The sequence below is a fragment of the Kocuria sp. p3-SID1428 genome, assembly GCF_025149945.1.
In the GTDB taxonomy this organism is placed as follows: domain Bacteria; phylum Actinomycetota; class Actinomycetes; order Actinomycetales; family Micrococcaceae; genus Kocuria.
Genome location: NZ_JALXVH010000037.1, coordinates 1 through 26,634, shown reverse-complemented (window position 1 = coordinate 26,634; position 26,634 = coordinate 1). Strand labels below are relative to the sequence as shown.

20 protein-coding genes, 3 pseudogenes and 1 riboswitch are annotated in these 26,634 nt (G+C 69.2%); of the genes and pseudogenes, 9 read left to right on the top strand and 14 right to left on the bottom strand.

The genetic code is table 11. From position 1 onward, the window contains the following. Positions 1 to 44 precede the first annotated feature (44 nt). From M3E84_RS08965 to gcvP, 4 genes are all read right to left on the bottom strand, one after another. Entirely contained in the window at positions 45 to 1,475 is a 1,431-nt protein-coding gene (locus M3E84_RS08965) for an L-serine ammonia-lyase (protein ID WP_259895850.1), read from the bottom strand. A gap of 7 nt (positions 1,476 to 1,482) precedes the next feature. Beyond that, a complete protein-coding gene (gene gcvH, locus M3E84_RS08960) occupies positions 1,483 to 1,863 on the bottom strand; it encodes a glycine cleavage system protein GcvH (RefSeq protein WP_396415596.1) in 381 nt (126 codons plus the stop codon). 91 nt (positions 1,864 to 1,954) lie between these two features. Continuing rightward, complete coding sequence (gene gcvT / locus M3E84_RS08955) at positions 1,955 to 3,112, bottom strand: glycine cleavage system aminomethyltransferase GcvT (RefSeq protein WP_259895849.1); 1,158 nt, start codon at positions 3,110 to 3,112, stop codon at positions 1,955 to 1,957. Then, a complete protein-coding gene (gene gcvP / locus M3E84_RS08950; RefSeq protein WP_259895848.1) occupies positions 3,109 to 6,165 on the bottom strand; it encodes an aminomethyl-transferring glycine dehydrogenase in 3,057 nt (1,018 codons plus the stop codon). The genes gcvT and gcvP overlap by 4 nt, the downstream gene beginning before the upstream one ends. Positions 6,166 to 6,311: 146 nt before the next feature. Beyond that, a riboswitch (glycine riboswitch) is annotated at positions 6,312 to 6,410 on the bottom strand. 161 nt (positions 6,411 to 6,571) lie between these two features. Here gcvP and M3E84_RS08945 point away from each other — a divergent pair. Both M3E84_RS08945 and M3E84_RS08940 read left to right on the top strand, forming a co-directional pair. After that, positions 6,572 to 7,600 carry a hypothetical protein gene (locus M3E84_RS08945; RefSeq protein ID WP_259895847.1) on the top strand — a complete coding sequence of 343 codons (1,029 nt, stop codon included), beginning with the start codon at positions 6,572 to 6,574 and terminating at the stop codon, positions 7,598 to 7,600. A gap of 23 nt (positions 7,601 to 7,623) precedes the next feature. Beyond that, a complete protein-coding gene (locus M3E84_RS08940; RefSeq protein ID WP_259895846.1) occupies positions 7,624 to 8,169 on the top strand; it encodes an S-layer homology domain-containing protein in 546 nt (181 codons plus the stop codon). A 44-nt stretch (positions 8,170 to 8,213) separates the two neighbouring features. Here the strand turns inward: M3E84_RS08940 and M3E84_RS08935 are convergent, their stop codons facing one another. After that, positions 8,214 to 8,759, bottom strand: a complete 546-nt coding sequence (locus M3E84_RS08935) for a hypothetical protein (protein ID WP_259895845.1) — start codon at positions 8,757 to 8,759, stop codon at positions 8,214 to 8,216. A gap of 521 nt (positions 8,760 to 9,280) precedes the next feature. After that, the gene (locus tag M3E84_RS08930; protein ID WP_259895844.1) at positions 9,281 to 9,793 is read right to left on the bottom strand and encodes a DUF6318 family protein; all 513 of its coding nucleotides are present in this window, start codon (positions 9,791 to 9,793) and stop codon (positions 9,281 to 9,283) included. Between the two features lie 462 nt (positions 9,794 to 10,255). On the opposite strand from M3E84_RS08930, the gene M3E84_RS08925 reads away from it, so the two are divergent. Then, on the top strand, positions 10,256 to 11,527 hold the full coding sequence (locus M3E84_RS08925; protein WP_259895843.1) for an aromatic acid exporter family protein: 1,272 nt from the start codon (positions 10,256 to 10,258) through the stop codon (positions 11,525 to 11,527). 58 nt (positions 11,528 to 11,585) lie between these two features. Further along, positions 11,586 to 12,953, top strand: coding sequence for a galactokinase family protein (locus tag M3E84_RS08920; protein WP_259895842.1), 1,368 nt, complete (start codon positions 11,586 to 11,588; stop codon positions 12,951 to 12,953). 54 nt (positions 12,954 to 13,007) lie between these two features. Here M3E84_RS08920 and M3E84_RS08915 read toward each other — a convergent pair whose 3' ends face one another. Both M3E84_RS08915 and M3E84_RS08910 read right to left on the bottom strand, forming a co-directional pair. Next, positions 13,008 to 14,456, bottom strand: coding sequence for a sugar porter family MFS transporter (locus tag M3E84_RS08915; protein WP_259895841.1), 1,449 nt, complete (start codon positions 14,454 to 14,456; stop codon positions 13,008 to 13,010). Positions 14,457 to 14,639: 183 nt separating this feature from the next. Further along, a complete protein-coding gene (locus tag M3E84_RS08910) occupies positions 14,640 to 15,299 on the bottom strand; it encodes an SDR family oxidoreductase (RefSeq protein ID WP_259895840.1) in 660 nt (219 codons plus the stop codon). 243 nt (positions 15,300 to 15,542) lie between these two features. Here M3E84_RS08910 and M3E84_RS08905 point away from each other — a divergent pair. Then, a pseudogene (locus tag M3E84_RS08905) lies at positions 15,543 to 15,892 on the top strand (transposase); the annotation flags it as partial. Between the two features lie 51 nt (positions 15,893 to 15,943). Here the strand turns inward: M3E84_RS08905 and M3E84_RS12510 are convergent. Beyond that, positions 15,944 to 16,105, bottom strand: a pseudogene (locus tag M3E84_RS12510) (hypothetical protein); the annotation flags it as partial. A gap of 201 nt (positions 16,106 to 16,306) precedes the next feature. Here M3E84_RS12510 and nhaA point away from each other — a divergent pair. After that, on the top strand, positions 16,307 to 18,172 hold the full coding sequence (nhaA, locus tag M3E84_RS08895; protein ID WP_259895839.1) for a Na+/H+ antiporter NhaA: 1,866 nt from the start codon (positions 16,307 to 16,309) through the stop codon (positions 18,170 to 18,172). A 62-nt stretch (positions 18,173 to 18,234) separates the two neighbouring features. Here the strand turns inward: nhaA and M3E84_RS08890 are convergent. Both M3E84_RS08890 and M3E84_RS08885 read right to left on the bottom strand, forming a co-directional pair. Further along, positions 18,235 to 18,485: pseudogene (locus M3E84_RS08890) on the bottom strand (transposase); the annotation flags it as partial. Positions 18,486 to 18,711: 226 nt separating this feature from the next. Next, positions 18,712 to 19,563 (bottom strand): LuxR C-terminal-related transcriptional regulator, encoded by an 852-nt coding sequence (locus tag M3E84_RS08885; protein WP_259895838.1) that lies wholly within the window; start codon positions 19,561 to 19,563, stop codon positions 18,712 to 18,714. Between the two features lie 92 nt (positions 19,564 to 19,655). On the opposite strand from M3E84_RS08885, the gene hxlB reads away from it, so the two are divergent. Both hxlB and hxlA read left to right on the top strand, forming a co-directional pair. After that, on the top strand, positions 19,656 to 20,228 hold the full coding sequence (gene hxlB, locus M3E84_RS08880; RefSeq protein WP_259895837.1) for a 6-phospho-3-hexuloisomerase: 573 nt from the start codon (positions 19,656 to 19,658) through the stop codon (positions 20,226 to 20,228). Between the two features lie 53 nt (positions 20,229 to 20,281). Then, positions 20,282 to 20,905: a 3-hexulose-6-phosphate synthase gene (hxlA, locus tag M3E84_RS08875; RefSeq protein WP_259895836.1), complete on the top strand. Its 624-nt coding sequence runs from the start codon at positions 20,282 to 20,284 to the stop codon at positions 20,903 to 20,905. 593 nt (positions 20,906 to 21,498) lie between these two features. Here hxlA and M3E84_RS08870 read toward each other — a convergent pair. Continuing rightward, complete coding sequence (locus tag M3E84_RS08870; protein ID WP_259895835.1) at positions 21,499 to 22,692, bottom strand: alcohol dehydrogenase catalytic domain-containing protein; 1,194 nt, start codon at positions 22,690 to 22,692, stop codon at positions 21,499 to 21,501. A 1,033-nt stretch (positions 22,693 to 23,725) separates the two neighbouring features. Here M3E84_RS08870 and M3E84_RS08865 point away from each other — a divergent pair. Beyond that, positions 23,726 to 25,294, top strand: coding sequence for a DUF853 domain-containing protein (locus M3E84_RS08865; protein ID WP_259895834.1), 1,569 nt, complete (start codon positions 23,726 to 23,728; stop codon positions 25,292 to 25,294). Here the strand turns inward: M3E84_RS08865 and M3E84_RS08860 are convergent, their stop codons facing one another. Together M3E84_RS08860 and M3E84_RS08855 are read right to left on the bottom strand one after the other, a co-directional pair. Continuing rightward, positions 25,295 to 26,038 (bottom strand): hypothetical protein, encoded by a 744-nt coding sequence (locus M3E84_RS08860; RefSeq protein ID WP_259895833.1) that lies wholly within the window; start codon positions 26,036 to 26,038, stop codon positions 25,295 to 25,297. A gap of 84 nt (positions 26,039 to 26,122) precedes the next feature. After that, positions 26,123 to 26,479 carry a hypothetical protein gene (locus M3E84_RS08855; RefSeq protein WP_259895832.1) on the bottom strand — a complete coding sequence of 119 codons (357 nt, stop codon included), beginning with the start codon at positions 26,477 to 26,479 and terminating at the stop codon, positions 26,123 to 26,125. Positions 26,480 to 26,634: the final 155 nt, after the last annotated feature.

The window sequence follows — 26,634 nt, the reverse complement described above, 5'->3', positions numbered from 1 at the left end:
TAGCTGCACATAGCGCAACTGGGTATCCACTCGGCGGGAGGGGGTCAGCACTCGACGACGTTGACGCCCACGTTGACCGCCAGGCCTCCGCGCGCGGTCTCCTTGTACTTCTCGGACATGTCCGCACCGGTCGAGCGCATGGTCTCGACCACCTGGTCCAGGCTCACGAAGCCCGGCTCGGACTCCTCGAACAGCGCCATGCGGGCCGCGTTGACGGCGGTGGCGGCTGCGATCGCATTGCGCTCGATGCACGGCACCTGCACCAGGCCTGCGATGGGATCGCAGGTCAGACCCAGGTGATGCTCCATGGCGATCTCGGCGGCCTTCTCGACCTGCACCGGCGTGCCGCCCATGACCTGCGCCAGACCGGCCGCGGCCATGGACGACGCCGAGCCGACCTCGCCCTGGCAGCCGACCTCGGCGCCGGAGATCGAGGCCTGCTCCTTGATCAGCGAGCCCACCGCGGCGGCGGCCAGCAGGTAGTCCACGGTGATGTCCTCGCGCGAGCGCTTCTCCGGCCCGCGGGCGGCCGGGGTGTAGTGCGTGGCGTAGAACATCACGGCCGGCACGATCCCTGCCGCGCCATTGGTGGGCGCGGTGACGATGCGCCCGCCCGAGGCGTTCTCCTCGTTGACGGTCAGCGCCACCAGGTTCACCCACTCGACCCAGTGCTGCGGATCGAAGTCGGTGTCGATCGCCTTGAGCCGGGCGTGCCACTCGGGCGCGCGGCGGCGCACCTTGAGCCCGCCGGGCAGCGGCCCCTCGCGCTCCAGGTTGGAGTTCTTGGAGTCCTCCATGACCTGGGCGATCTTGAGCACGCCCGCGCGGACCTCCTCCTCGGGACGGCGCGCCGCCTCGTTGGCCAACGCCAGCTGCGCGACCGAGATGCCGTGGGACAGGCAGTGCCCCAGCAGGCCCTCTGCGTCGTCGTACGGATACGGGATGGGAGTGTCGCCCTCGTCCGGCAGAGGATCCTCGCCCTCGACCGGATCGACGACCACGAACCCGCCGCCCACCGAGTAGGCCGTCCGCTCCGCCAGGACGTTGCCGTCGGCGTCGTAGGCGGCCATGGTCATGCCGTTGGGGTGGTACGGCAGCAGCGTGAGCGGGTGCTGGACGATGTCCTCGACGTGGAAGTCGAGCTCGACCGGCTCGTCGACGCCGTCCAGGGCATCACCCAGGCGCAGCGGGTGCCCGGCGGCCAGGGCCTCCTTGCGGGAGTCCATGGTGGCGGGCAGGACTTTGTCCGGCTGGTGGCCCTCCAGGCCGATGAGCACGGCGTCGAATGTGCCGTGCCCGCGGCCGGTGGAGGACAGCGAGCCATAGAGGTCGACCGCGATGCGGTCCAGACGCGACAGCAACCCCTCGCCCACCAGATCGGCGACGAAGTCGGCCGCCGCGCGCATGGGGCCCACGGTGTGGGACGACGACGGGCCCACGCCGATGCTGAAGAGATCGAAGATGCTGACGGTCATGTGATGCTCAGTCCTCCTGTGCTGCGGCGTAGTCCTCGGGGCTGAGCAGCTCGCCCTCGGACTCGACCTCGACGGTGAAGAGCCAGGCGGCCCCGTACGGGTCCTCGTTGAGCAGGCCCGGGCTGTCGACGACGGCGTCGTTGATCTCCACGATCGTGCCCGTGACGGGCGAGTACAGCTCGGAGACCGACTTGGTCGACTCGACCTCGCCGCAGACCTCGCCCGCGGTGACGGATGCGCCGGCCTCGGGGAGGTCGACGTAGACGACCTCGCCCAGGGCGTCGACGGCGATCTGCGAGAGGCCGACCTTGGCCGGCGAGGAGGAGTCGAGCCACTCGTGCTCAGCGGAGTAGCGGTAGTCCTTGTTGACCTTGTCCAGAGCGCTCATTGCCTGGTCCTTCCATGGTGGGGTCCTGCTGCGGGGTGGTGTCCAGCACCGGGGCGGGCTGGCGTCATGCGGCGAGACAGCTGTCGTGCTGTCAGCTCTCGCGCTTGTAGAAGGGGAGCTTGACGACGCGGAACGGCGTGGGCTTGCCGCGCAGGTCCACATCGAGCTCGGTGCCGGGCTCGGTGAGCTCGGGAGAGACGAAGGCCAGGGCGATCGCGTGGCCCAGGGTGGGGCTCGGGGCGCCGGAGGAGATCTCGCCGACCTTCTCGCCGTCCTTGAGCACCGCGTAGCCCGGGCGGGCGGCACGCTTGCCGTCGTTGACCAGACCGACCAGCTTGGAGGAGGGGCCCTCCCCCTTGATCTTCGCCAGGGCCTCCCGGCCCACGAAGGAGTCCTTGGTCTTCAGCGCGACGATCGGCAGGTTCGCCTGGTACGGGTTGATGTCCTCGGAGAGCTCGTGGCCGTGCAGCGGCATGCCGGCCTCCAGGCGCAGCGAGTCGCGCGCGGCCAGCCCGCAGGGCACCAGCCCGTGGGACTCGCCGGCCTTCTCGAGCACGCTCCACAGGCGCTCGGCCGCCGTCGGGTCGGACTCGATGCCGATGTAGATCTCGAAGCCGTCCTCGCCGGTATACCCGGTGCGGGCCAGCTGCACGGGCAGCGGGCCCTCGGGGGTCGTGAAGACGACGTCCGTGATGGCGTAGTACTTCACGTCCTTCACGGCCTGCGCGGACTGGGCCTCCACGGCCTCGAGCAGCACGGCCTCGGAGGCCGGGCCCTGCACGGCGATCAGCGCGGTCGCCTCGGTGCGGTCCGTGATGGTGACGTCGAAGACGGTGCCGTCGGCGGCCGTGGTGCGCTCCTGGAACGCGGCCAGCGCGGCCGGCGTGTTCGACGCGTTCGGGACCACCAGGTAGGAGTCCTCGCCGAGGCGGTAGGTGATCAGGTCGTCGATCACTCCACCGGCCTCGTTGCACAGCAGCGAGTACTTGGCCTTGCCGATCTCGATCGCGGACAGCCGGCCCACCAGGGCGTAGTCCAGGAACGCGGCGGCGTCGGGGCCCTCGATGAGCAGCTCGCCCATGTGGGAGAGGTCGAACTGGCCGGCGGCCTCGCGCACGGCCTTGTGCTCTGCCATGTCCGAGCCGTAGCGCAGGGGCATCCACCAGCCGCCGAAGTCGGTGAAGGAGGCGCCCAGCCGCTCGTGCACGGGGGTCAGCGCCGTGGGACGGGATGCTGCTTCGGTGCTCATCGTGCGCTCTCCTGGCTGGGCTGGACGGTGGTCTTGGTCTCGCTGTCAGCCTCGGGCTCGGAGGAGGTGCCCGGCTCGGTCTCGTCGACCGTCTCGAAGGCCTCGGGCGGCGGGCAGCTGCACACGAGGTTGCGGTCGCCGTACGCGCCGTCGATGCGCCCGATCGGCGGGAAGTACTTGTCCACCCGCAGGCTCGGCACCGGGAAGGCCGCGGTCTCGCGGGAGTACGCGCGGTCCCAGTCGTCCGAGACGAGCGCTGCCGCAGTGTGCGGGGCGTGGCGCACGACGGAGTCGGCCTCGGAGACCTTGCCGTCGATCACCTGCTGGATCTCGGCGTGGATCGAGATCATGGCCTCGATGAAGCGGTCCATCTCGGCCTTGTCCTCGGACTCGGTCGGCTCGACCATGAACGTGCCGCTGACCGGGAAGGACTCGGTGGGGGCGTGGAAGCCGTAGTCGATCAGGCGCTTGGCCACGTCTGCGACCTTGATGCCCGAGGCATCCGTGAGCTTGCGCAGATCGAGGATGCACTCGTGGGCGACCAGGCCGTTGTCGCCGGTGTAGAGCACGGGGAAGTGCTCGTTGAGACTGCGGGCGATGTAGTTCGCGTTCAGCAGGGCCACGGCGGAGGCGCGGGTCAGGCCGTCACCGCCCATCAGCGCGAGGTAGGCCCACGAGATCGGCAGCACGCCGGTGGAGCCCCAGCGGGTGCTGGTCACCGGCAGGCCGCGGCCGTTCGCGGCGGCATCCGTCGGCTGGTCGGCGTCGTTCGCGGCCCCGCCCACGGTCGGGCGGCCGGGGTCGCCCTCGAGCGGATCGCCCGGCAGGAACGGCACCAGGTGCTCGGCCACGGCCACCGGACCGACGCCCGGGCCGCCGCCGCCGTGCGGGATGCAGAAGGTCTTGTGCAGGTTCAGGTGCGAGACGTCGCCGCCGAACTGCCCGGGCTGCGCGAGTCCGACCATCGCGTTGAAGTTCGCGCCGTCCAGGTAGACCTGGCCGCCGGCGTCGTGGATCTTGCCGCAGACCTCGCGGACGTCCTCCTCGAACACGCCGTGCGTGGAGGGGTAGGTGATCATGATGCCGGCGATCGCGCCCTCGTTGTCGGCGATCGCCTTGTCCAGGTCCTCGTGATCGACGGTGCCGTCCGGCGCGGTCTTCACGACGCGCACGCGCAGCCCGGCCAGCACCGCGGAGGCGGCGTTCGTGCCGTGGGCGGAGGCCGGGATCAGCACGAGGTCGCGAGCCTCGTCGCCGCGCGAGATGTGCCAGCGGCGGATCGCCAGCAGGCCGGCGAGCTCGCCCTGGGAGCCGGCGTTCGGCTGGATCGAGACCTTGGCGTAGCCGGTCAGCTCGGCCAGGCGGGACTCGAGGTCCTCGACCAGGTGCTGCCAGCCCTGCATGCGCCAGGCCGGGGAGTACGGGTGGACGTCCGCGAACTCGGGCCAGGTGATCGAGGCCATCTCGACGGCGGCGTTGAGCTTCATGGTGCACGAGCCCAACGGGATCATGGTGCGATCCAGCGCCAGGTCGCGATCCGAGAGGCGGCGCAGCCAGCGCATCATGGAGGTCTCGGAGCGGTGGGTGTTGAAGACCTCGTGGGTCAGGAACTCGGAGGTGCGCACCAGCTGCTCGGGCAGCACGGGGCCGGAGGTGGAGTCCGCCTCGGCCGCCTCCGTCACGCCGAAGGCGCCGAGCACGTCGGCGACGTCCTGCGCGGAGGTGCGCTCATCCGCGGAGACGCCCACGTGGTCGTCGTCCACGCGCCGCAGGTCGATGTCCTTCCCGGCGGCGGCCGCGAGGATCTCGTCGGCGCGGCCGGGGACACGTGCGACGACAGTGTCGAAGACCTGATCCGAGACCAGCTCGATCCCAGCATTCTGCAGGGCGTCGACGATCGTGCGGGCCCGGCTGTGCACGCGGCGGGCGATGCGACGCAAGCCGTCCGGGCCGTGGTAGACGGCGTAGCAGGCGGCGACCTCGGCCAGCAGCGCCTGGGCGGTGCAGATGTTGGAGGTGGCCTTCTCGCGGCGGATGTGCTGCTCGCGGGTCTGCAGGGCCAGGCGGTAGCCGGGGCGGCCGGTGTCGTCGTGGGAGACGCCCACCAGGCGGCCGGGCAGGCTGCGCTGCAGGTCCGAGCGCACCGCCATGAAGGCCGCATGCGGTCCGCCGGCGAACAGCGGGACGCCGAAGCGCTGCGAGGTGCCCACGGAGATGTCCGCTCCCATCTCGCCGGGGGACTTCACGAGGGTCAGGGCCAGCAGATCGGCCACGACGGTCGCCATGGCGCCGGCGCCCTTGGCCTGGGCGATGACGTCGGTCCAGTCATGGACCTTCCCGGAAGCTCCCGACTGCTGGAGGATCACGCCGGCAATGCCGTTCTCACGCTCGAGCTGCTCCTGCGGGATGCCGTCGGAGAGGTCCAGGATCTCGAGGTCCATGCCGACAGCGCGGGCGCGGCCCGGGATGACGGCCAGGTGCTGCGGGAAGAGGTCGGAGTCGACCAGGATCGCGCCGTTCTTGGCCTTGCGGTTGCCGCGCTTCATCAGCAGGGCGGCTTCGACGACGGCGGAGGACTCGTCCAGCAGCGACGCGTTGGCGATATCCAGGCCGGTGAGGTCCTGGACCATGGTCTGGTAGGTCAGCAGCAGCTCGAGGCGGCCCTGCGAGATCTCGGGCTGGTACGGGGTGTAGGCCGTGTACCAGGCCGGGGACTCGAGCAGGTTGCGCTGGATGACCGCGGGGGTGTCGGTGCGGTAGAAGCCCTGGCCGATCATGGGGCGACCCGGCTCGTTCTGATCCGCGATGCCGCGCAGGGCGGTCAGGACCTCGGCCTCGCTGAGGGCCTCAGGGAGGTCCAGCTCGCGGTCCATGCGGATGGACGCCGGGACAGCCTGATCCACGAGCTCCGCCAGCGAGCCCACGCCCACCGTGGAGAGAAGCTGATCGATCTCCTGGCCGCGCGGGCCCACGTGGCGGTCCACGAAGGCCAGGGCGTCGGAGCTGACCCCCGAGGCGCTCACGGCACTGTCAGCAGGTGCGGAAGGGCTCATTAGGGGAACTCCTTGGTCTGAGGGGGCATGCCCCGGCCGGTTCCTCCCCGCTCTGTCATGGGACCTGAGAGTTTCCGCGGGCGGGCCCGCTTGCTCCGTCGGTGCCGGGTGCGGCCTGGGGCCGATCCCGTGCTTTCCAGAGGTGCCGAGCGATCCCGGTGCCGGTGCCTGAGAGTTTCCTGGGGAGGGTTGCTCCTACGGCGCCCGCACGGCGGTGTCCGCGGGGTCTCTCCCGGAACCGCTCATCGGCGTGGTCTGTGATCTTCCGGTGTGAGGGTACCCCGCGTCACAGAGCGTCTCCAAGAAGACGGAGTCTCTGTGGGCTCATCCAGATTTGTAGCCTGAAGCCCCCCCAGTGCCCACAAGCGGCGCCGTTCAGATCCCCGAACAAAGGCCTATCGCCCATATGACCCCCCACGCCACTGGAAGGCCCCAGCGCCCTGCCGCCCTGTCCTCGACCGCCGCCGGACACGGCCCCTCACGCCGCGCAGTCCTGGCAGCCACGGCGGCGGCCCTCACCGTCAGCGCCGCCGGGGCAGCGGCGACGCAGGCTTCGGCCGCCAAGCGGCCGATCGTGCTGTGGGGCAGCTCGTCGGCCGCCTCCTATGCCAGCGCCATCACCGACGGCTTCCGGGTGGTCCATCTGGACACCGAGCTCGCGAAACAGCTGGGAACGACCGCCGTCTCGGAGGCCACGCCCGCCGCTCGGTCGCCGGAGATCCTGATGACCCGCTCCGAGAAGGCCGCAGCGCGCCCGGACTTCCGCTACATGGGCGCGGCCGGCATGCTTCCCGCCTCCGGAACCCTGGTCCTGCCCACCCTCGACCACCGCGTGCCCGAGTCCGGTCGCTCCTACCCCGGCACTATCGACGGAGTTCCGTTCGATCTGCGATACGTCCCCGGCACCCACCGCAAGGTGGAGATCCGCCGCGCCTCCGCTGGCTCCGCCGTGCACGTGGGCGTCTCGGCTCGTTCCCGCTGGGTGACCGACCTGGAGGCGCGACACCGCGGCAGCACGCACCTGCTGTGGATGGGCAAGAACAACATCGGCGACATCGATCGCGTCCTGGCCGATACCCGCGCCGCCTATGACGTGGAGCCTGAGTCGACGCTCGTCCTGGGGCATTGGAAGAACTTCCTGGACACCCCGGGCACCGCCGCCTACGACCAGGTGGACACCGTCAATCGGGCCTATGCCCGCGAGTACGGGGATCAGTACCTGGATGTCAATGCCGTGCTCACGGATCCGGAGCGCTGGATGCATCCCGAGCTGGGCGACTACAGCATCGGCTCCACGGTGGCCGATCGCCAGCGCGCCTCATGGGGCATGGCCCCGCTCGAGCTCAGGGGCGACAACTACCACCTCAACCGCTTCGGCTACCTGATCGTCGCGACCGCCATCGCCGAGAAGCTGCGCGCTCTCGGCTGGTACTGAGCCACGCCCCGAAAGGACTCCTCATGACGACGTTCCGGGACATCAGCAGCCGATCCGCCTTCGCGTCCGAGATCGGATGGGTCTCCGACCTCGGCTACCTCCGCGGCTGGGGCGACGGCACCTTCCGCCCCCTGAGCACCATCAAGCGCGACGCCATGGCCGTCGTGTTCCACCGCATGGCCGGCTCACCGGATTTCACGGCACCGTCGAGGTCGCCGTTCATCGATGTGCGCCCCGGACAGCAGTTCTACCCGGAGATGTGCTGGGCGCGGGATCGCGGCCTGCTCAACGGCTGGGACGACGGATCGTTCCGCCCGTTGAACCCGATCGACCGCAATGCCACCTGCGCGCTGTTCTACCGGGCGGCCGGATCTCCGGCGTTCACCGCACCGGCTCGCTCGCCGTTCCGCGACCTCACGCCGCGCTCGGCGTTCTACAAGGAGATCTGCTGGGCCCGCAGCGTCGGGATCACCACCGGCTGGCCGGACGGAACCTTCCGCCCGCTGGAGTCCACCGCGCGCAATGCCATGGCGGCATTCATCAGGCGCTTCGATCTGGCCGTGGGCTGAGGCCGCATGGGATCGTCGTGCGCACGACGACGAACCCCCTGCCCTCAGCAGCCGGCGCCGCCCGGGTTCTCGAAGCAGTCGTCGGCGTAGTTGCGCACGGTCGAGCGCCACACACTGAGCTGGACGGGGGAGCTGGTGACCGTGCTGGTGCCGTCGACCGGCAGCCACGGGCCTCCGCTGATCGAGTACTCGCCCGAGAACTCCGTGGTCAGCACCACCGAGACTTCGCCGGTCTGGGAGTACTGGTGGCTGGTGTCGGTGGGCTCGTCCCACGAGCCAGCGGGAAGCGGACCTCCGCTGTCGACGACCGGGCCCAGCGAGGTGCCGTCGCCGTAGTCCCAGGTGAACGACACCGGAGTGACCCGCACCTGCACGGGGAAGCCCGCAAGCTCGGTGTCGAAGACCTGATCCTCGGCGGTCGCGTACATATTCGTGTGAAGGCCGACGAGCGTGTCCGGCGCCGGCTCCACTGCGGCCACCGCCGGACTCACCTCCAGGCGACGCAGATCCTCCACGGTGAACACCGGCAGCGGCATGGGCTCATCGCCCTCGGGGACCTGATCCGACGGCGAGCAGATGGGGTCGCTCACTCGAGTTGTCCCATCACCGGGAACCGCAAATTCGACATAGAGATTCTGGCCAGCCGATCCATCCGCCATGGTGCACGATTCCCGCACTGTGCAGTCATCACCACCCCCGGAACCTGCGCAGACATCAACCAGCGAGTAGTCAGCGGTCTCAACACTTGGCGCTGGTCGCTCACCGTCTTCATACTCGCTCTGCGTCGAATGCCTCCGAAGAACCCTTTGGAATTGCTCGATATCTTCCTGTGAAACCGTTTGGCCCGGAGCGAGCCCCGACGACTCCTGCACGTCTTGATAATTTCGACCATCCCATTCTGACACCCCTCCCCCACCAGTACCCCCAGAGCGCGAATCAAACCTCAATTCGACCCCGGACCCCGAAGCCTGTGCACTGGAGGGGCCGGCCTGGCCCCGGAATCCGTCAGGACGCACCGCACCACCATCAGCTTCGGCGACACCAATCACGAGCCAAGTGGACAGAACAATGATTCCCACTGCAACCAGTAGCCGCAGACCCATAACCCCACCTAAATTGCTACAGGAGTAGGCTGGATCAATATCCAGGACCCATCAACATGCTCCATATGCACATAAATTGGATCGCTATCGCCCGAGATGGGATCAAACTTTTGGGAAATGCTCCCATCAGAGTCCCAAATGGTCAGCCCTGGATAGTCAACTTCAGCACGTGGGGCCGGGAAGCCAAATGAATCTATTGGCATATCAGTGTCGATTATCTGAATCGTTTCCTGACCCGAGCTCGCCCACCCACCAGACTTATACACCTCATCTATATCATCATATTCCTCAGTGCAAGATTCGCACTCCTCCGCCGTGATCTCCCTGATCAACGACGTATCCCCCGTCTGCCAGGCGTATGCGCGCGTATCAGCGAGGTAGTCCAGGAACGCCTGGGCCCCCTCGTACGACTCCTCATCGGCAAGCGCCGGCTTCTCGGGCTTGGGTACGTTCTGCGCAGGCCCGTCGGCGGAGGCCTCCACGTACTCGCCATCGGCGCCCGGCGTCTTCTCGGTCGACACCTCTGAGGCCGAGGAGGAGGAAGAGACAGACTCCGACACAGGCGCCGAGCTGCTCGAGTCGTCGTCGGGGTCGCCACCGCCCGTGGGGCCGCATGCCGATAGCAGCGAGACCGCCATGACCACGGCGGCAGGCAGGACGAAGGATCTCGCGGCCATCGGAACACCCCCAGCTCGATGCGCCTGCAGTCTCAGGCGCATGACGACACGTGCCGTGATCGTAGGCCGTAGCCGCAGCCGCGCGACAGGGTCGATCGCAACCTGTGGATGACCCGGGCGAACACACGTCACAGCAAGTCACGAGCCGAATCTTCATGGACAGCCCCGCCGAGAATCGGTCGTCCGCACCCATCGACCGGAACCCTTGCGGGCAGATAAAGTGATGGTTGCGTAGATCTCTTCTCACGCCTCTCAAGCACTCAAGCATCTGATCCCGGGCACTCGCCCCGCTTGAACAGGACTGCCGTGCGCTTCTCCCCCAGGCCGTCGTCGGCCTCACGCGACGACGATGATTCGCTGCTGCGCCCCTGGCACAACAGCACGATCAACTCGTCGCGCCTGCTGCTCGCCCTGAAGGCGGCGCTGGCCTGCATGCTCGCCTACATGGTCGCTCCGTTCATGCCGGGCGTCGTGGCGCAGTACCCCTACTACGCCCCCCTGGGCGCGCTCGTGGCCATGTACCCGAGCCTCGCCGGCTCCCTGCGCACTGCTGGGCAGACGCTGCTGGGCCTGGGAGTGGGCATGATCCTGGCCCTTCTGGTCCAGCTCACGCCGTGGCCGGTCGTCATCACCCTGTTCCCGGCCATCGCCCTCGGCGTCATTCTGGCCGGCGTCCGCAGGTTCGGGGCCGGGGCGGACTACATCCCCATCACGGCGCTGTTCGTGCTGGTGGTGGGCGGGCCCAACGCCGACAACTACTCGCTGGGCTACATCGTCCAGATGGCCACCGGCGCCGCGATTGGGCTGGTCATCAACTACGTGGTGGCCCAGCCCGTCGACTTCCGCTCCGCGTCCCTGGAGCTGGGACGGATCGAGCGGCTGATGGTGTTCTATCTGCGCGACGTCGCCATGGAGGTCCGCACGCCCGGCTCGACCTCGCGCACCGACTGGGTGGAGGTCAACTACCAGCTCGCCTCGGTCGCAGCGGAGGTCCGCGGCGTCGTCGAAGCCACCGCCTCGACCGCCAAGGGGAACCCGCGCATGATGCTGCCCAACAAGAAGGGCCAGGACCCCGGTCTGGCCCGTCTGATCCGCGTGGAGCACGTCTCGTTCTACATGCGCGACCTCACCGACGCCCTGCGCCGACTGTTCGCCGCCGACGGCTCCCACATGGTGGTCCCCGCCGATGTCTCTCGCGAGCTCGAGCGCACGCTGCGCGCCGTCGCCGAGGTCATGCGCGTGGCATGGAAGGTGGACACCGAGTCGTTCTCGACCATGACCACCTCCCTGTCGATCGTGCCGCTGAACCTCGACGACGAGGAGAAGGACGAGGTCCAGTTCCTGGCCGCGCGGGCCCGTGCGCGGGTGAGCGATCTCTCGAACGTCCTGGAGAACCTCGAGATGCGCAACACGTGGGACCACTGGTGGCTGGTCACCGTGGGCACAGACCTGGAGCGTGTTCTGCAGGTGGTCACGACCCACGGCGCGTCGAACCCGCCGCCCAAGCCCCGCCGGTCGTTCCCACCGCGGCGCACCGCGCAGGGCAGTGGCACGCAGCACGAGCGGCGCCTGCGCTGATAGCGCGTCCGGTACCGGGTCTAGAGTGGGGCGCACTTCTCAGCACCAGGAGGCCCCAGTGCACCAGCCCCACCCCGCGGAGCCGGGATCTGTCGCACCCGAATGGGTGCCGCACCCCGACAATGCGGTGATCGCCCGCAGCGGTCTCGAGAACTTCGAGAGGGTCTTCGGCCGCAGGCCGGAAGGCATCTGGCAGTCCCCGGGCCGCGCGAACCTCAACGGAGAGCACATCGACTTCCTGGGCGGACGCTGCCTTCCGATGGCCCTGCCCTACGGAACGCTCGTGGCTGCAGCACCGCGCACCGACGGCCTCCTGCGCATGCGCACCCTGGAGCCCACGCTGGACGAGGGGATCGTCGAGGTCCGCGTGGAGGACATAGGCCCGGGCCGTCCCGAGGGCTGGACCGGCTACGTGGCCGGCGCCCTGTGGGGCCTGCACGAGGTCGCGGAGTGCACCCCCGGGATCAGCATCCCCGAGGGCTTCGGAGCCGACATGCTGATCCGCTCCACTCTTCCCGTGGGCGGCGGCCTGTCGTCCTCGGCCGCGCTGGAGTGCGCCTCGATCCTCGCCTTCGCGGGGATGATCACCGGCTCCGACGAGCACGACGACGCCCGCCGCGCAGCCCTGGCCCACGCCTGCATGATGGCGGAGGTCCGGGTGGTGGGCGCGAGCACCGGCGGGCTCGACCAGACCGCGAGCCTGCGTTCCCACGCCGGCCAGGTGGTCTCCCTGGACTGCCGCGACTTCTCGATCACCTACCGCTCGGCCGACGCGCTGCTGGATGGGCACCGGCTCATCGGTGTGGACACGCGCACGCCGCACTGGCTCGGCGGGCACGAGTTCTCCTCCCGCCGCCTGGACGCCGAGGCAGCCGCCCGATTCCTGGGCGCCGCCCGCCTGCGGGACCTCCTGCCGGAGACACCGTCCCAGGACGACGTCGAGACCGTCCTGCGCCGCTGGGAGGATGCCGCGCCCACCGCCGAGCAGCTCGAGGGCCGCGACCCCGGCGACGCCTTCCGCCGCCTGCGCCACGCCCTCACGGAGATGCTGCGCTCCGAGCAGATCGACGCCCTGCTCGCCGGCGAGACGGGGGTTTCGGTCCCCTGCGCCGTCGGGCGGATCCTCACCAGCGGACACGCCTCAATGCGCGACGACGCCGAGGCCTCGTTCGCCGCCGCCGACCTCATCGTGGACACAGCGCTCAGCGCCGGCGCCGATGGCGCGCGGCTGATCGGCGGCGGCTTCGGCGGCTCGGTGCTCATGCTCGTACCGGAGCGCAATGTGGAGGCAGTCACGGAGGCCGTGGCCGCAGCCGTCGTCCGGGCGCAGCTGCCCAGCGTTCGCTTCCTGGACCTCAGGCCCGCCGATTCGGGCCACGTGGTCTGCCGGGACTGCCTGGAGCTCGCCGGGATGGGCTGCAGCTGACACGCGGCGCCGCCGGTCCGGGGACCGACGGCGCTGCAGGGGGCCGTCAGAGGATCAGCGGCGGTGGATCTGCTTCAGCTCACCGGCTGCGAAGGACTCCTCGATCTGCTCGAGCGAGCGCCCCTTGGTCTCCGGGACGAAGCGCCAGAAGAAGAACAGGCATGCCGCGCCCAGACCGGAGAAGAGGAAGAACGTCACCGTGATGCCGGTGGCCGAGACCACCTGCGGGAACAGCAGGGTCACCGTGGCGTTGGCCAGCCACATCATCAGCACCGAGATCCCGATGCCCGCCCCGCGGAACTTCAGCGGGAAGATCTCGGCCAGGATGATCCACGCGCCGAAGCCGATCGAGGCCTGCATGCAGCCCACGAACAGCACCACGAAGATGAGGATGAAGATCGCCCGCCCCAGCCCCTCGGGCAGCAGCAGGGCGCTCAGCCCGATCAGCAGGTGCATTGACGTGATGCCTGTGAAGCCGAAGATCATCAGCCGTCGTCGTCCCACGCGGTCGATCAGGGCCATGCCGGTGAGCATGCCGATCACGGCGATCACGCCGTTGGCCACGTTGGCGATCAGGGCGGCCGAGGACGAGAAGCCCGCCTGCTCCAGCAGCAGCGTGCCGTAGTACATGACGGAGTTGATGCCGGAGAGCTGCTGGGACACGGCCACGCCGATGCCGATCAGCAGCACGCGGCGCACCCAGGGCTCGGTGCGCAGAGTCGCCAGCCCGCCCTCGTGCTCAGCCGCATCGCGAGCGGCCAGCCCCTCGACCTCCACGAGCTCCGCCTTGGCGCGCTCCGGAGTACGGACCCGCTCCAGGACCTTCAGCGCGGCATCGCGGTCGCCCTGAGCCAGCAGCCAGCGCGGCGACTCCGGCATGCGCAGCATCCCGAAGAACAGCGCCAGCGCCGGCAGCGCGGCCACGGCCAGCATCACGCGCCAGTGCCCGGGGACCTCGTAGAACGCGCTGCCGATGATCGCGTTGATCAGGAACGCCAGCAGCTGACCGACCGCGATCATGACCTCGTTGCGCCCGGACATGGCCCCGCGGCGCTCGGTGGGGGCCATCTCCGAGAGGTAGACCGGCACGGTGACCGAGGCTCCGCCCACCGCCAGACCCAGGACCACGCGGAACGCCACCATGACACCGGCTGTCGGGGCGAGCACGCAGCCCAGCGCCCCGATGAAGAACAGGACCGCCATGGCCAGGATCGTGCGCCGACGCCCCCAGCGGTCCGAGCAGCGCCCGCCGATGATCGCGCCGGCTGCGGCGCCGATCAGCAGCGACGACGTCACGACGCCCTGCTCCATCGGGGAGAGATCCAGCGCCCCAGGCTCCGACATGGGGCCCAGGGCGCCGTTGATCACGCCGGTGTCGTAGCCGAACAGCAGTCCGCCGAAGGTCGCGATGACCACCAGCCTGTCCAGGAAGCGCGAATGCTTCCCAGACGTCAGCGGAGGCAGGCCCGTCCCCTGCGCTTGACCGACTCGCACCTGGCTCATACTCATCCTCCGCGACCCCGCGGGACCTCCATGTCCCGCGTCTTCGGAGACTGACACTAGCCCGATCCTCGAGATGGCACGCGCCGGGGCCGGTCCCTGCATGGCAGACGACGGCCGCGAACGAGCGGGGAACTCGCTCGCGGCCGTCGTCGTGACCGTGCGCCTTCCGCAGGCGCGCTCTGATCAGGAAGCGGAGATGGCCTCCGCGATCGGGGTGTCCCCGTCCACGAAGTTGATCTTGCGCCCGATCGTGGTGTCGTCCGACAGGACCGCATGGGCCACTGCGGCGACGTTCGCGCGCGAGGTGTCGGCGTTGTCCGGCTGCTGACCCTCGGGCAGCACGGTGATCTTCCCGGAGGCGTCGTCGAGGGTCAGCATGCCCGGGCCCAGGATGGTCCAGCGAAGCGAGGACTTCTTCAGGTGCTCATCCGCCTGGGTCTTGCCCTCGGCGTAGGCGTAGAAGTCGTCGGACTCGTCCACGCCGTGATCCGGACCGGCGCCCAGGTAGGACACCATCACGTACCGGCCCACGCCGGCCTTCTCGGCGGCGTCCATGGTGCGGATCGCGGCGTCGCGGTCCACGGCCCAGGTGCGCTCGGGGTCTCCTCCGCCAGCACCGGCGGACCAGATGACGACGTCCATGCCCTCGAACTCGTCCGAGAGCTGCTCGGTGGACAGCTGCTGGACGTCGAGGACCTTGGCGGTGGCCCCGGTCTGCTCGATGTCCTCGACCTGGTCCTGGCTGCGGATCCACGAGGTGACCTCGTCGCCCGCCTCGACCAGCAGGGGAGCCAGCCGCAGCGCGACCTTGCCGTGGCCGCCGATGATCGCGATGTTCGTCATGATCTGCTCCGTTTCCCGGGGGCGGTTCGAGACCCGTCCCCGTCCTCGAGTGATGCCTTCATCATGCCTCCGGCACCTCGCCGCGGTGAAGGGTGTTCGCCGACGGCCGCACCACCCCTTCGCGAGCGTGACGTGCTCGGTCGTCATGTCCGTGCTCGAGTGCGGCATCGGGGGTGATCGGGCGGCAGGTGAATCGGCCCAGGTTTGATGCCGCTGCTGTTTGAGTCCGGAAGGATGGACAGCATGTCGAAGAAGATCGATCCCCAGCTGCGCGCGAGGTGCGTGCGGCTCGTGCGAGAGCACCAGCAGGAGTACCCCACCCTGACCGCCGCAGTCACCGCAGTCGATCGACAGGAAGGCGTCTCGCGGGAGTCCGTGCGGCGCTGGCTCGCGCAGGCCGAGGTCGATGACGGAACCCGCCCCGGCATCACGAGCGAAGAGTCTGCCGAGGTCAAGCGACTGAAGGCCGAGAACAAGCGGCTTCGCGAGGACAAGGAGATCCTCCGTCGGGCTTCGATGTTCTTCGCGGGGGAGCTCGACCCCCGCAACCGTTGATCTGCGCGTTCATCGACGAGATGCGCACCGAGGGCTATGAGGATGACGTCGCCGAACCCGAGGCCGCCGCGCGAGATGACGAACAGGACCAGCATCAAGACGGTCGCGATCCCGCAGGAGACGGCCGCCCAGATCAGATGATCGAAGCCGACCCAGACCGCGGTGATCGGGAGTGCGACGGCACCGGCGCCGAGCAGGCCGAGATTCAGCGGCAGCGGCAGCCGCGACTCGCGTGCATCGGTGACGACCATCGGCAGCGCGAGCAGGAGAAAGAGGGCGAGGGCCGGCCAAAGCTGGGGCGCGAGGAGGTACAACGGCGCTACCGCTCCTCGAAGCAACTGAGGCTGAGCATGGTCGAGTCCTTCGTTCGGCGAGCGACAGGACTCTATCGACGGCTCCTCGAGCGCTGACGGTGCGTGCCATCCTCCCGTCCCGCTGCACGGCTAGCCAGCATGTTCAGGCAAAATGTAGCGGTGTCTCACCCAAGCTCATCCCCGCGGGGCATAGTCGGAAGGCTCCGCACGGAGTCGGGATCGGCCATGCTGCTCTTCATTGTCACGGCCTTCGCCCTCCTCTGGGCGAACTCGCCGCTGTCCTCTTCCTACTTCGAGTTGTGGCACCAGAGCGTGGGGATCGACATCGGCCAGTTCGGGTTGCACCTGGATCTGCACCACTGGATCAACGACGGGCTCATGGTCGTGTTCTTCTTCGTCGTGGGTCTCGAGGTGCGCCAGGAGTTTGCGTATGGGGCCCTGCGGGACAGCAGTCGCGCACGCCTGGCAGCGATCGCCGGTGTCGCGGGCGTGGCGCTGCCCGGGCTGGTGTATGTCCTGGTCGTCGGCGCGTCCGGTGGCGAGGGGCTTCGCGGGTGGGGGGCGGTCGTCGGAACGGACACGGCGTTCATGCTCGGTGCTCTCGCGATCGTCGGGCCCCGGCTTTCCGGGCAGCTTCGCGTCTTCCTTCTGACTCTCACGGTGGTCGACGACTTCCTTGCGGTGTCGATCATCGGGGTGTTCTACAGCGACGAGATCCGGCCCGTCCCGCTGCTGGTCGCTCTCGGCTGCCTCGTCGCCCTCTGGTTGCTGGGCCGTTCCCGGCAGTGGAGTGCCGCTCCGTATGTGGGGATCGTCATCGTGCTGTGGCTGGCGACTCTGTCCTCCGGCATCCACGCCTCGCTGACGGGCATGATCGCCGGCCTTCTGATCCCCGCCTACCCGACGCAACGGCACGAGGTGGTCGCCGCCCGGCAGCTGTTCCGCGACTTCTGGCAATCCCCGAGCGCTTCCTCGGCGCGTGCCGTCGGACGGGGGCTGTCCCAGGGCGTGTCGGTCAACGAGCGGTTGCACGAGTACCTCCGTCTCCCCACGGCGTTGCTGGTCGTGCCGATCTTCGCTCTGGCCAATGCCGGGGTCGACCTGGGCGGCGGGGTGGTGGCCGACTCGCTGGGCTCGCCTGTGACGTGGGGCGTCATCGCGGGGCTCGTGCTCGGCAAGCTCCTCGGAATCGGGATCGCGACGCTCCTCGCCGTTCGGATGGGCGCAGGCCGACTGCCGGAGGGAGTCGGAATGGGCAGCGTGTTCGGCGGGGCAGCACTTTCGGGAATCGGTTTCACCGTGTCGTTGCTGGTCATCAGCCTCGCTTTCGACTCCTCCTCGGATCTGGGGCGCCAGGCGACGCTGGGCGTGCTCGTGGCGATGGTGCTCGCCACTGTTCTGGGCTGGTCGATCTTCAAGGTCGCGGCCCGTCGGTGGGGAGAGGAGACGGCGGATCTCCCGATGACGCTCGACTCTCCGGTGGACCCCGAGGTGGATCACATCCGCGGACCGGAGGACGCCCGGCTCACCCTCGTGGAGTTCGTGGACTTCGAGTGCTCGTTCTGCGCGCACGCCACTGGCTCATGGGAAGACCTGCACGGGCGCTTCGGTGACGATCTGCGCTATGTCGTGCGGCATCTGCCTCACCATCCTCACGGCCCCCTCGCCGCACGGGCCGCCGAGGCGGCCGCGAAGCAGGACATGTTCTGGCGGTGGCTCGACTTCGTCTTCACTCGGCAAAACGCGCTGGAGAGGGAGGATCTCATCGGCTACGCGGCTGAGCTGGGCCTCGATGTCGAGGCGTTCATCAAGGATCTCGACAGCAACGAGGTTGCTGCGAGGGTGCAGCGGGACATCGCGAGCGCGGAGGCGAGCGGCGCCAAGATGACCCCGACGTTCTTCGTCGATGGTTGTCGGATGATGGGCAGCTATGACGCGCGCTCACTGACCGAGATGTTGGAATCCAGCCGTCGCGGGAGCCGCACCCAGGCGGCGAAGGCCTGAGGCCGATCCGCGAACCCAGAACACGGTGGGACGCGGGCGGTGCCGGAGCGTATCAGTCACAGCTGCGCGTTCACCGCTCTCGCGTCGGGCTGGTCATGGACACCGTGCGGCATCGCCTTCACCGCCGGCCACCAGCTCTTCGAGGTCACGGCCATGAGGTTCACGACGCAGTGGGTGCGACTCCGCCGCCGGGCCGCCCCGGGCAGATGCGCGGCGATCGCCGTGACCCCCCCGCCGCATGCGCATCCGATGTCACCAGGCGCTCCCCGGTGAGGTCGCGGGCGACCATGCCGGCGAGGAACCCGTCCCACGCAGGGGACTGCCGCACGGAGAGGTGACATCTGATCTGGCGTGGCCGATGGGCGGCCCAGAAGGATGCGCACCATGTCCGCTGGTGGTCACCATCGCTCGACAGCCCGGACCCACGCCCATGCTGCGGGTACGCCACCGCTCGCAGTGCCGGCCGACCGGTGATGGTGGGATCTTCCGCGCCGGGTGCCAGGTCGGGGCACCGCAGTCACCGTCCGGACCGAGGCCCGCTATCGAGTCCGGGAGCTCGGATGGTGCGCATCATGGGAGTGAGTGATGCTTGCGAGCTCGGCGCGCGTACGGGCGCCGTATTTCCGCAGCAAGTTGGCCACGTGGTACTTCACGGTGTTCGCCGTGATCCCGAGCTGGTCGCCGATGCGCTGGTTCGAGATCCCGGTCGCGACCAGGCGCAGCACCTGCTTCTCCCGGTCGGTGAGCTCCTCGGCGCCCTCCACGGTGAGCGCTGCGCTGGGTGGGTCCAGCGGGATCTCGATCCGCAGCGTCGTCCCCCAGCCCGGGGTCGTCTCCACGTCCATGGTTCCGTCGAGCGCGGCCACCCGCTCCACGATCGGACGCAGTGTGTCGTCGTCCGCCGTCACCGCGGTTCCCCCGTCGTCACGGACCTCCATCAGCAGGTTGCGGCCATCGCAGTCCCAGCCGATCCGGGCGCGTGCAGCGTCCGCGCGGTCCATGAGCGAGAGCACTGCTGTGCGGGAGATGGCTCGGGCTTCCCGAGCTACCGGGCCCGGCAGCGCCCGTCCTCGCGCAGGAGGCTCGGCGAACTGGACGTGCAGTGGCCCGGAGCGGATCAGAGGACGCAGTTCGGCGCGCAGGCGCGAGAATGCCTCGGCCACCGGCTCGAGCACGCTCTCCTGCTGCTCATGGACCGAACGAGCACGGATGAGTGCGGAGGAGGCGATCTCCGTGGCCTCCCTGCGCGCGGCCGCATCCGCGAGTCGGCCGGAGCGGAGCACGGCAAGGATCGATTCGAGGGTGATCGCATGTTGATCAGCCTGCTCGGTCAGGGCACGGTCCCGCGACAGGGAGCGGGCACGGTCCAGCGGGGTCGGGAGGTCGCTCACTCCGCTACTCTAGCCCGACCTGGGAGGCCCACCCGATCGAACGGGGCACCCCGCTCATCGGGCAGCAGTGGACCGGCGCGGACCGGCCCAAGATGGTCGGCATGGAAGAACGAGGCATCCAGGATTCGCTGACGCGGATCGTCAACGAGATCGAGGGGGCAGCTGCCCTGCCCGACGCGCCCGCGCTCGCGGCCGCCGTCGAGCTGACAGCGAACGCCCGGCGGGTCTTCGTCCACGGCGCTGGACGCTCCGGGCTCGCGCTGCGGATGACGGCCATGCGCCTCATGCACCTCGGGCTGGAGGTCCACGTCGTCGGTGAGACGACGACCCCGGCGATCGGAGAGGGCGATCTGCTCCTGACCGCTAGCGGTTCCGGCACGACCTCGGGGGTGGTGAGCGCGGCTGAGACGGCGCGATCCGTCGGTGCCCGCGTCATCGGGATCACGACCGACCCAGAGTCACCGCTTGCTCAGCTGTCCCACGCCGTCCTGGTCATCCGTGCGGCGACGAAGACAGACCGGTCCGAGCAGCAGTCGGCCCAGTACGCCGGCAGCCTCTTCGAGCAGCTCCTCGTCCTCGTCGGCGACGCTCTCTTCGACGTCCTGTGGCAGAAGAGCGGACAGAGTGCGGATGCGCTCTGGCCCCGTCATGCCAACCTCGAATGACCTTTCTTCTCCGTTCCATCACCGACACCACCACGAGAAAGAGACACCCTGACATGCGACTGCAGTTCGCCATGGACACCCTGACCACCGAGTCCGCCCTCGACCTCGCCGCGAAGGCCGCCCCCTACGTCGACATCATCGAGCTCGGCACCCCTCTGATCAAGAGCGAGGGCCTCGCGGCGATCACGGCGGTCAAGGCCGCCCACCCCGACAAGACCGTCTTCGCCGATCTCAAGACCATGGATGCCGGCGAGCTGGATGCTGACATCGCCTTCGCTGCCGGAGCGGATCTGGTCACCGTGCTCGGCGTCGCCGGTGACAGCACGATCGCCGGCGCGGTCGCCGCGGCGACCAAGCACGGCAAGGGCGTCGTCGTCGATCTGATCGGCGTGTCCGACAAGGCCGCACGGGCCCGAGAGGTCGTCGCCCTCGGCGCCGTCTTCGTGGAGATGCACGCCGGCCTCGACGAGCAGGCGGAGGACGGCTACAGCCTCGACGCCCTGCTCTCCGCCGGTAAGGCCGCCGAGGTCCCGTTCTCCGTCGCCGGCGGCGTCAGTGCGGACTCTGTCGAGGCCGTCCAGCAGGCGGGAGCAGACGTGGCCGTCGCGGGCAGCGCCATCTACAGTGCATCGAACGTCGCCGCCGCGGCCGCCGCCATCCGCTCCGCCATCCGGTGACCACCGCCCACCGCATCCCGTGGTGAGGGGGCAGGTGACGGCACGCCCGGAACCTGTCCCCTCCCACCGGATGCGGTGGACTGATGCCGCAGTCGATCCCCGCGTGGCGCAGAGCGCCACGTGACCCTCCTCCCCGCAGGACGTGCCCGGCATCGGCGTCGGTCGGAGGTCCACTCGATCCAGGCGATGGTTTCTTTCATGGAGCGCATACGCCGGACTCCCGCAACGGCTCGATCGACAGCTGCGGACTCCGACTCATCGACCGCCGGCCGGGCCTCGGAGCACAAGATCTCGCCGAGCTCCCGGCGCGGGCGGCGACGGTGCTCTCAGGGAGGCGCCCGATCCCCGTCATGATGATCGTGACGTTCTGGATGGCGCGGTGGCGCGTCCCGACGGCCCCGCCATGGGCGATGTCGCTGCGGCAGCGTCAGACCTTCTCAGCGCCGGCCCCCGCGGTGGACCGGCTCTCGTCCGCGTGACACCCCAGCTGGAGCTCCCCGCCAGGACCGGATCGGCGACGGATCCGTGCACAGAACCGGCCCGCGACCGCCGCTGGAGCGACGATCGCGGGCCGGGTGTATGACATCCCTGAATCAGGCGGGGATCATGCCATGCGGGTCGATGATGAACTTCTCCGAGACACCGGTGTCGAACTTCGCGTAGGCCTCGGGGGCCTCGTCGAGGCTGATGACCTTGGTGTTGAGCATGTCGCTGAGGTAGGGCATGCGGTCCCACAGGATCGACATCATCAGCTCACGGTTGTAGTGCATGATCGGGGCCTGGCCGCCGGAGATCCGAGGCGACTTGATCCACGCCTTGCCGAAGTCGAGCGGGTAGGTGCCCTCCTGCTCGGCCTTGGAGGAGGCCAGCGGGTCGGGGCCGTAGACGCCGACGATGCCGGTGGCACCGCCTGCGCGGGTGGCGTCCATGACCTGGTTGATGGCGTGGGCCGGGCTCATGTCCTCGGCCTCGCGGCCGATCCCGTGGGCTTCGTTGCCGACGTAGTCGACGGCGCAGTCCACCATGGGTTCGCCGAGGATGGCCTCGATCTGATCGGTCAGCGGCACGTCCTGGTTGAGGTCGATGGTCTCGCAGCCGTTGTTCTTCATCAGGTCCAGCCGGTCCTGATGGTAGTCACCGACGATGATGCAGGAAGCGCCCAGGAGACGGGCCGCCGCGGCGCCGCAGCGTCCCACAGGTCCGGCGCCGGCGATGTAGACGGTCGAGCCGGGCTTCGCCCCGGCCTCCATGAGGCCGTGGAACGCGGTGGGCAGGATGTCCGAGAGAAGGGCGAGGTCGCGGATCTTCTCCATGGCCTGGTCCTTGTCCGGGAAGCGGAGCAGCTGGAAGTCGGCGTAGGGGACGAACATGTACTCCGCCTGTCCGCCCTGGAAATCACCCAGGTTGAACCCGTAGGCGCCGCAGGACACGTCGGGGTTCACGGTCTCGCACGCCTCGGTGTGGCGGGCGCGGCAGTTGCGGCATCGGCCGCAGGCGACGTTGAAGGGGACCGAGACCAGGTCGCCTTCGGAGAGGAACTCGACGTCGGAGCCGACCTCGACGACCTCGCCGGTCATCTCGTGCCCCATCACCATGCCCTGGGGTACGGGGAAGGAACCGCGGTAGATGTGCAGGTCGGAGCCGCAGATGTTGGTGGCGACGATCTTGAGGATGACGCCGTGCGGGGCGCTCTTGCCGTTCGGCATCTCGAGCTTCGGGAAGTCGAGGGTCTCGACGCGCATGTCCTTGACGTTCTGGAACACGACGGCGCGGTTGGTGCTTGCCATGACGATCTCCTCCAGTTGGGAATGGCCCGGTCGCGGAAGTGCCACGGTCATTTGGATGCCCGTCGCCCGCGGCCCGGCTCTCGTCGAGCATAGGCGAGGAGGAACCCCGTCCTCCACCGAGGTGCCCGCCGCCGCTGCAGCGACAGGCGCCACGGGCAGGTGGACCGTGGAGGACTGGGGCAAGCACCGGCCGATCGGTGGAACGCGTTGCCAGTCTCGCCGGCATGGTCGAAGCACGCAGGTCCGCATCGTCGGACTCCACACCCGTTCAGCCCGACGTGCAGGTTCTCGGCACGAGCGCGGCGAACTCGTCGGTATCTGAGAGATGCCCGCCGAGCTGAGGAATCGGACAGCTGCGCGCGAATCCCGGCCCGCGCCCTCATGATCGTGCCGCAGGCCACAGCACTGCACCTCCGACAGATCGTGCGAGAACGCACCCCACGGGCACCGACCACCACCGGAAGCTAGCGACCAAGAGTGGAAACCAAACCATAGGGCAGGTCACCCAGCGTGAAGGGATCCCCGTCCTTCGCCGCGAACGACGGAGTGGCCAGACCGGCCGCCGCAGCACCTGCGCCGGCCAGGCCCGCCCCGGCCAGCACCGCCCGGCGGGACACACCGTCTCCCGGCCGCTGTCAGCCGTGGCGTCCCGACGACGCTGCGGAGGCGGCTGGCTCGTGATCGGGCGTCTGGGCGCTCGGAGCTGCGGACGGATCGTGCGTGCTCATGGCTCTCCCCTGGGTCGGGGGCTCTGGCAGCGGTCCCTCGTGGACGATGCGGCGCTCCGGTCCGGCAAGGCCCACCGGTGCAGCCGTGGCTGCGCGGAGCGCGCCCATCCTGGCATCGCGCTGGGCGGCCGGATGCGAGACCAGTCGCAGAGCCTGCGGTGACGCGCCCCTGAGGCCGCACCCCCCCCGGCCTCTGACCTCGGCCGATGAACTCTCCGTGACAGGCCCCCGCGCCAGCGCCCTCGCACGCGCCGGACGGTGCACAGCCCTGCCGTCGGAAAGCACTCGTGTGTAGGCTCGGCGCCGTGACTGATCAGACGCATGACGATGCCCAGCTCGACGCCGTTCGCTCCGGCTACGCCTTCTCCGGACCGGCTCTGAACCTGGGGGCCGCGGTCTCCGGCGGCACCCCGGTCCCGGACGCGCAGGTCGGCCTGCCCCTGGGTTCCATGAACAGCCACGGGCTGATCGCGGGAGCCACCGGCACGGGCAAGACCAAGACCCTGCAGGCCATGGCGGAGCAGCTCTCGGAGGCCGGGGTCCCCGTCTTCCTCTCGGACATGAAGGGCGATCTCTCCGGGCTGGCAGTGGACGGCCAGCCCAGCGACAAGATCACGGAGCGCGCCCGCAGCATCGGCCAGGACTGGACTCCCACGGCCTCCCCGGTCGAGTTCCTGACCCTTGGCGGTGAGGGCAGGGGCGTTCCGATCCGCACCACGGTGACGTCGTTCGGCCCGGTCCTGCTGTCCAAGGTCCTGGGTCTCAACGACACCCAGGAGTCCGCCCTGGGGCTGATCTTCCACTACGCCGACCAGGCCGGCCTGGCGCTGCTGGACCTCAAGGACCTGCGCGAGGTCATCATGCGCCTGACCTCGGAGGAGGGGAAGGACGAGCTTCAGGGCATCGGCGGCGTCTCCAAGCAGACCGCCGGTGTGATCCTGCGGCAGTTGACCACGTTCGCCAACGGCGGCGCGGAGGTATTCTTCGGCGAGCCCGAGTTCGACACTCGCGACCTGCTGCGCAGGACCGAAGACGGCCGCGGTGTCATCTCCTGCCTCGAGCTGCCGGGGGTGGCCAGCCGCCCCGAGCTGTTCTCCACGTTCCTGATGTGGCTGCTGGCGGACCTCTTCCAGGACCTGCCGGAGCTCGGCGATCCCGAAAAGCCGGAGCTGGTGTTCTTCCTCGACGAGGCCCACCTGCTCTTCGACAACGCCTCCAAGGCCTTCCTGAGCGCGATCGAGCAGACGGTGCGCCTGATCCGCTCCAAGGGCGTGGGCATCTTCTTCGTGACGCAGACCCCCAAGGATGTCCCCGGCGATGTCCTGGGCCAGCTCGGCAACCGCGTCCAGCACGCGCTGCGCGCCTTCACCCCGGACGACGCCAAGGCCCTCAAGGCCACGGCCCGGACCTACCCGAAGTCCGAGTACGACCTCGAGCAGCTGCTGACCCAGCTGGGCACCGGTGAGGCGATCGTGACCGTTCCCTCCGAGACCGGCGCGCCCACCCCCGTGGCCTGGACCCGGATCCACACGCCGCGCACCCTCATGGCCCCGGCCCCGGATCAGGTCGTCGACTCGGTGCTCTCGGCCTCGCAGCTGGCGCCGAAGTACTCGGAGGCCGTGGACCGCGAGTCCGCCTACGAGATCCTCACCGCGCGCCTGCAGAAGGCTCAGGAGGCGACTTCGTCGAAGGACGACGACCGCCCCGCTCGCGGACAGGAGCCCCGGGCCGAGCGCCGCGAGGAGGAGCGCGACAAGGACCGCGGCGGCTTCCTGGACAACCCCGTCGTGCGCTCGATGATGCGCTCGGCCGGCACCGTCCTGGGGCGCGAGATCACGCGCTCGCTGTTCGGCACCGCGCGGCGCCGCCGCTGATCAGGACGAGCTGTCGCTCGGCTGTGGCCGCGTGAGCGCTCCGTCGTCCACGCCGAAGCGGCAGGTGGCCGCTCGCTGGGCGATACCCGGGGCCTCGGCGGAGTCCTCGAGCAGCATCAGCACGTGCGTGCCGTCGGCGACAGCGCCCACGCGGGCCGTGCCCTCGGCATCGAACTGACCGCTGTCCTGCTGGCCCTGCAACCACCACTGCATGCGAGCCGGTGTGCCCTCCTGGGCGGAGACCTCGGCCACCGCATTGCCCCGTTGGACCTCGACCCCCTCGACGGGCACCTCGCGCGACTGCTCGAGCGACGGATCGCTGACCACATCGCCGCGCTCATCGACGACGACCCTCGAACTCGCCAGCCCGGCGATCCGACCGGAGTCGTCCACGGAGGTCAGTCCCACCAGGTACTCGCCCTCCGCAAGCGCCTCGGTGCGCGCGATCCCCCCGGTGAGCACCACGGTGCGCACGATCTCGCCGTCGTCCAGATCGGCGATGCGCACTTGCGTCCCCGGCGGCAGCTCGCGGACGGGGACGTCGCCGCCCGGTGCCTCCTGCGCCTCGACCGGCGGCGCGCTGCTCAGCGTGGAACCCCCGATGCCTGCGGTCGTGATGGTCAGCTGATCGCGATCCGGGTCGGCCGTGACCTGGACGTGCATGGAGGCCGGCCCCGAGCACTGCGCGCCGTACCCGCTCGACGACGAGGTGGTGCTGCCGGCCGGGCATCCGCTCAGAACCATCACGGCCGCCCCCGCGACCGCCTGCATCGTCTGTCGTCCCGGCCTCTTCGCCGTGGAGTCCCCCGCTGCTCCTGCCATGTCCCCCTACCGTCCTGCGGCGAAATCCCGCAGTCTCTGCGAGCTGCTCAGCTGCAGCACGTGCTCGGACTGCTGCCCCTTATAGAAGATGATGTCCATCTGCTCGACCCCCGGAGCGGCGATGGTGGCCACCAGATCCCGCTGCACCTCGTCCCCGCCGGCACCGTAGATCCACTGCCAGAGATCGGAGTACATCCGCGACGGCGCCACGCCCGGCACGGAGATCTCGACCAGTGGGCGCTCGAGCGTTGCGGAGCCCACGTGTGCCGGCAGCCCCTGCCGATCGAGCACGCGGATGCGCACGCGCCATGCAGTGGGACTGTCTGTCAGGTAACGATCGTCTGTGCGCTGACCTGGAGTCATGGGCTTCAGCCTCCGGGTCGGGGACGGCGGGTCGTCGTCTCCGACGGCCTCTGCAAGGAGTTCTTTCAGAGTATCCAGCGGCCGCCCGAAGGGGCCCCCCGGAGCCGACGAAGATCGTCCCCGCTAATGGCGACAGACGATCCCCGGAATCTGTG

What these genes read in the sequence shown, in the direction of transcription:
- M3E84_RS08965 (WP_259895850.1), bottom strand. Translation starts at nt 1,475, where the DNA reads ATGACCGTCAGCATCTTCGATCTCTTCAGCATCGGCGTGGGCCCGTCG.
- gcvH (WP_396415596.1), bottom strand. Translation starts at nt 1,863, where the DNA reads ATGAGCGCTCTGGACAAGGTCAACAAGGACTACCGCTACTCCGCTGAG.
- gcvT (WP_259895849.1), bottom strand. Translation starts at nt 3,112, where the DNA reads ATGAGCACCGAAGCAGCATCCCGTCCCACGGCGCTGACCCCCGTGCAC.
- gcvP (WP_259895848.1), bottom strand. Translation starts at nt 6,165, where the DNA reads ATGAGCCCTTCCGCACCTGCTGACAGTGCCGTGAGCGCCTCGGGGGTC.
- M3E84_RS08945 (WP_259895847.1), top strand. Translation starts at nt 6,572, where the DNA reads ATGACCCCCCACGCCACTGGAAGGCCCCAGCGCCCTGCCGCCCTGTCC.
- M3E84_RS08940 (WP_259895846.1), top strand. Translation starts at nt 7,624, where the DNA reads ATGACGACGTTCCGGGACATCAGCAGCCGATCCGCCTTCGCGTCCGAG.
- M3E84_RS08915 (WP_259895841.1), bottom strand. Translation starts at nt 14,456, where the DNA reads ATGAGCCAGGTGCGAGTCGGTCAAGCGCAGGGGACGGGCCTGCCTCCG.
- M3E84_RS08910 (WP_259895840.1), bottom strand. Translation starts at nt 15,299, where the DNA reads ATGACGAACATCGCGATCATCGGCGGCCACGGCAAGGTCGCGCTGCGG.
- nhaA (WP_259895839.1), top strand. Translation starts at nt 16,307, where the DNA reads ATGTTCAGGCAAAATGTAGCGGTGTCTCACCCAAGCTCATCCCCGCGG.
- hxlB (WP_259895837.1), top strand. Translation starts at nt 19,656, where the DNA reads ATGGTCGGCATGGAAGAACGAGGCATCCAGGATTCGCTGACGCGGATC.
- hxlA (WP_259895836.1), top strand. Translation starts at nt 20,282, where the DNA reads ATGCGACTGCAGTTCGCCATGGACACCCTGACCACCGAGTCCGCCCTC.
- M3E84_RS08870 (WP_259895835.1), bottom strand. Translation starts at nt 22,692, where the DNA reads ATGGCAAGCACCAACCGCGCCGTCGTGTTCCAGAACGTCAAGGACATG.
- M3E84_RS08860 (WP_259895833.1), bottom strand. Translation starts at nt 26,038, where the DNA reads ATGGTTCTGAGCGGATGCCCGGCCGGCAGCACCACCTCGTCGTCGAGC.
- M3E84_RS08855 (WP_259895832.1), bottom strand. Translation starts at nt 26,479, where the DNA reads ATGACTCCAGGTCAGCGCACAGACGATCGTTACCTGACAGACAGTCCC.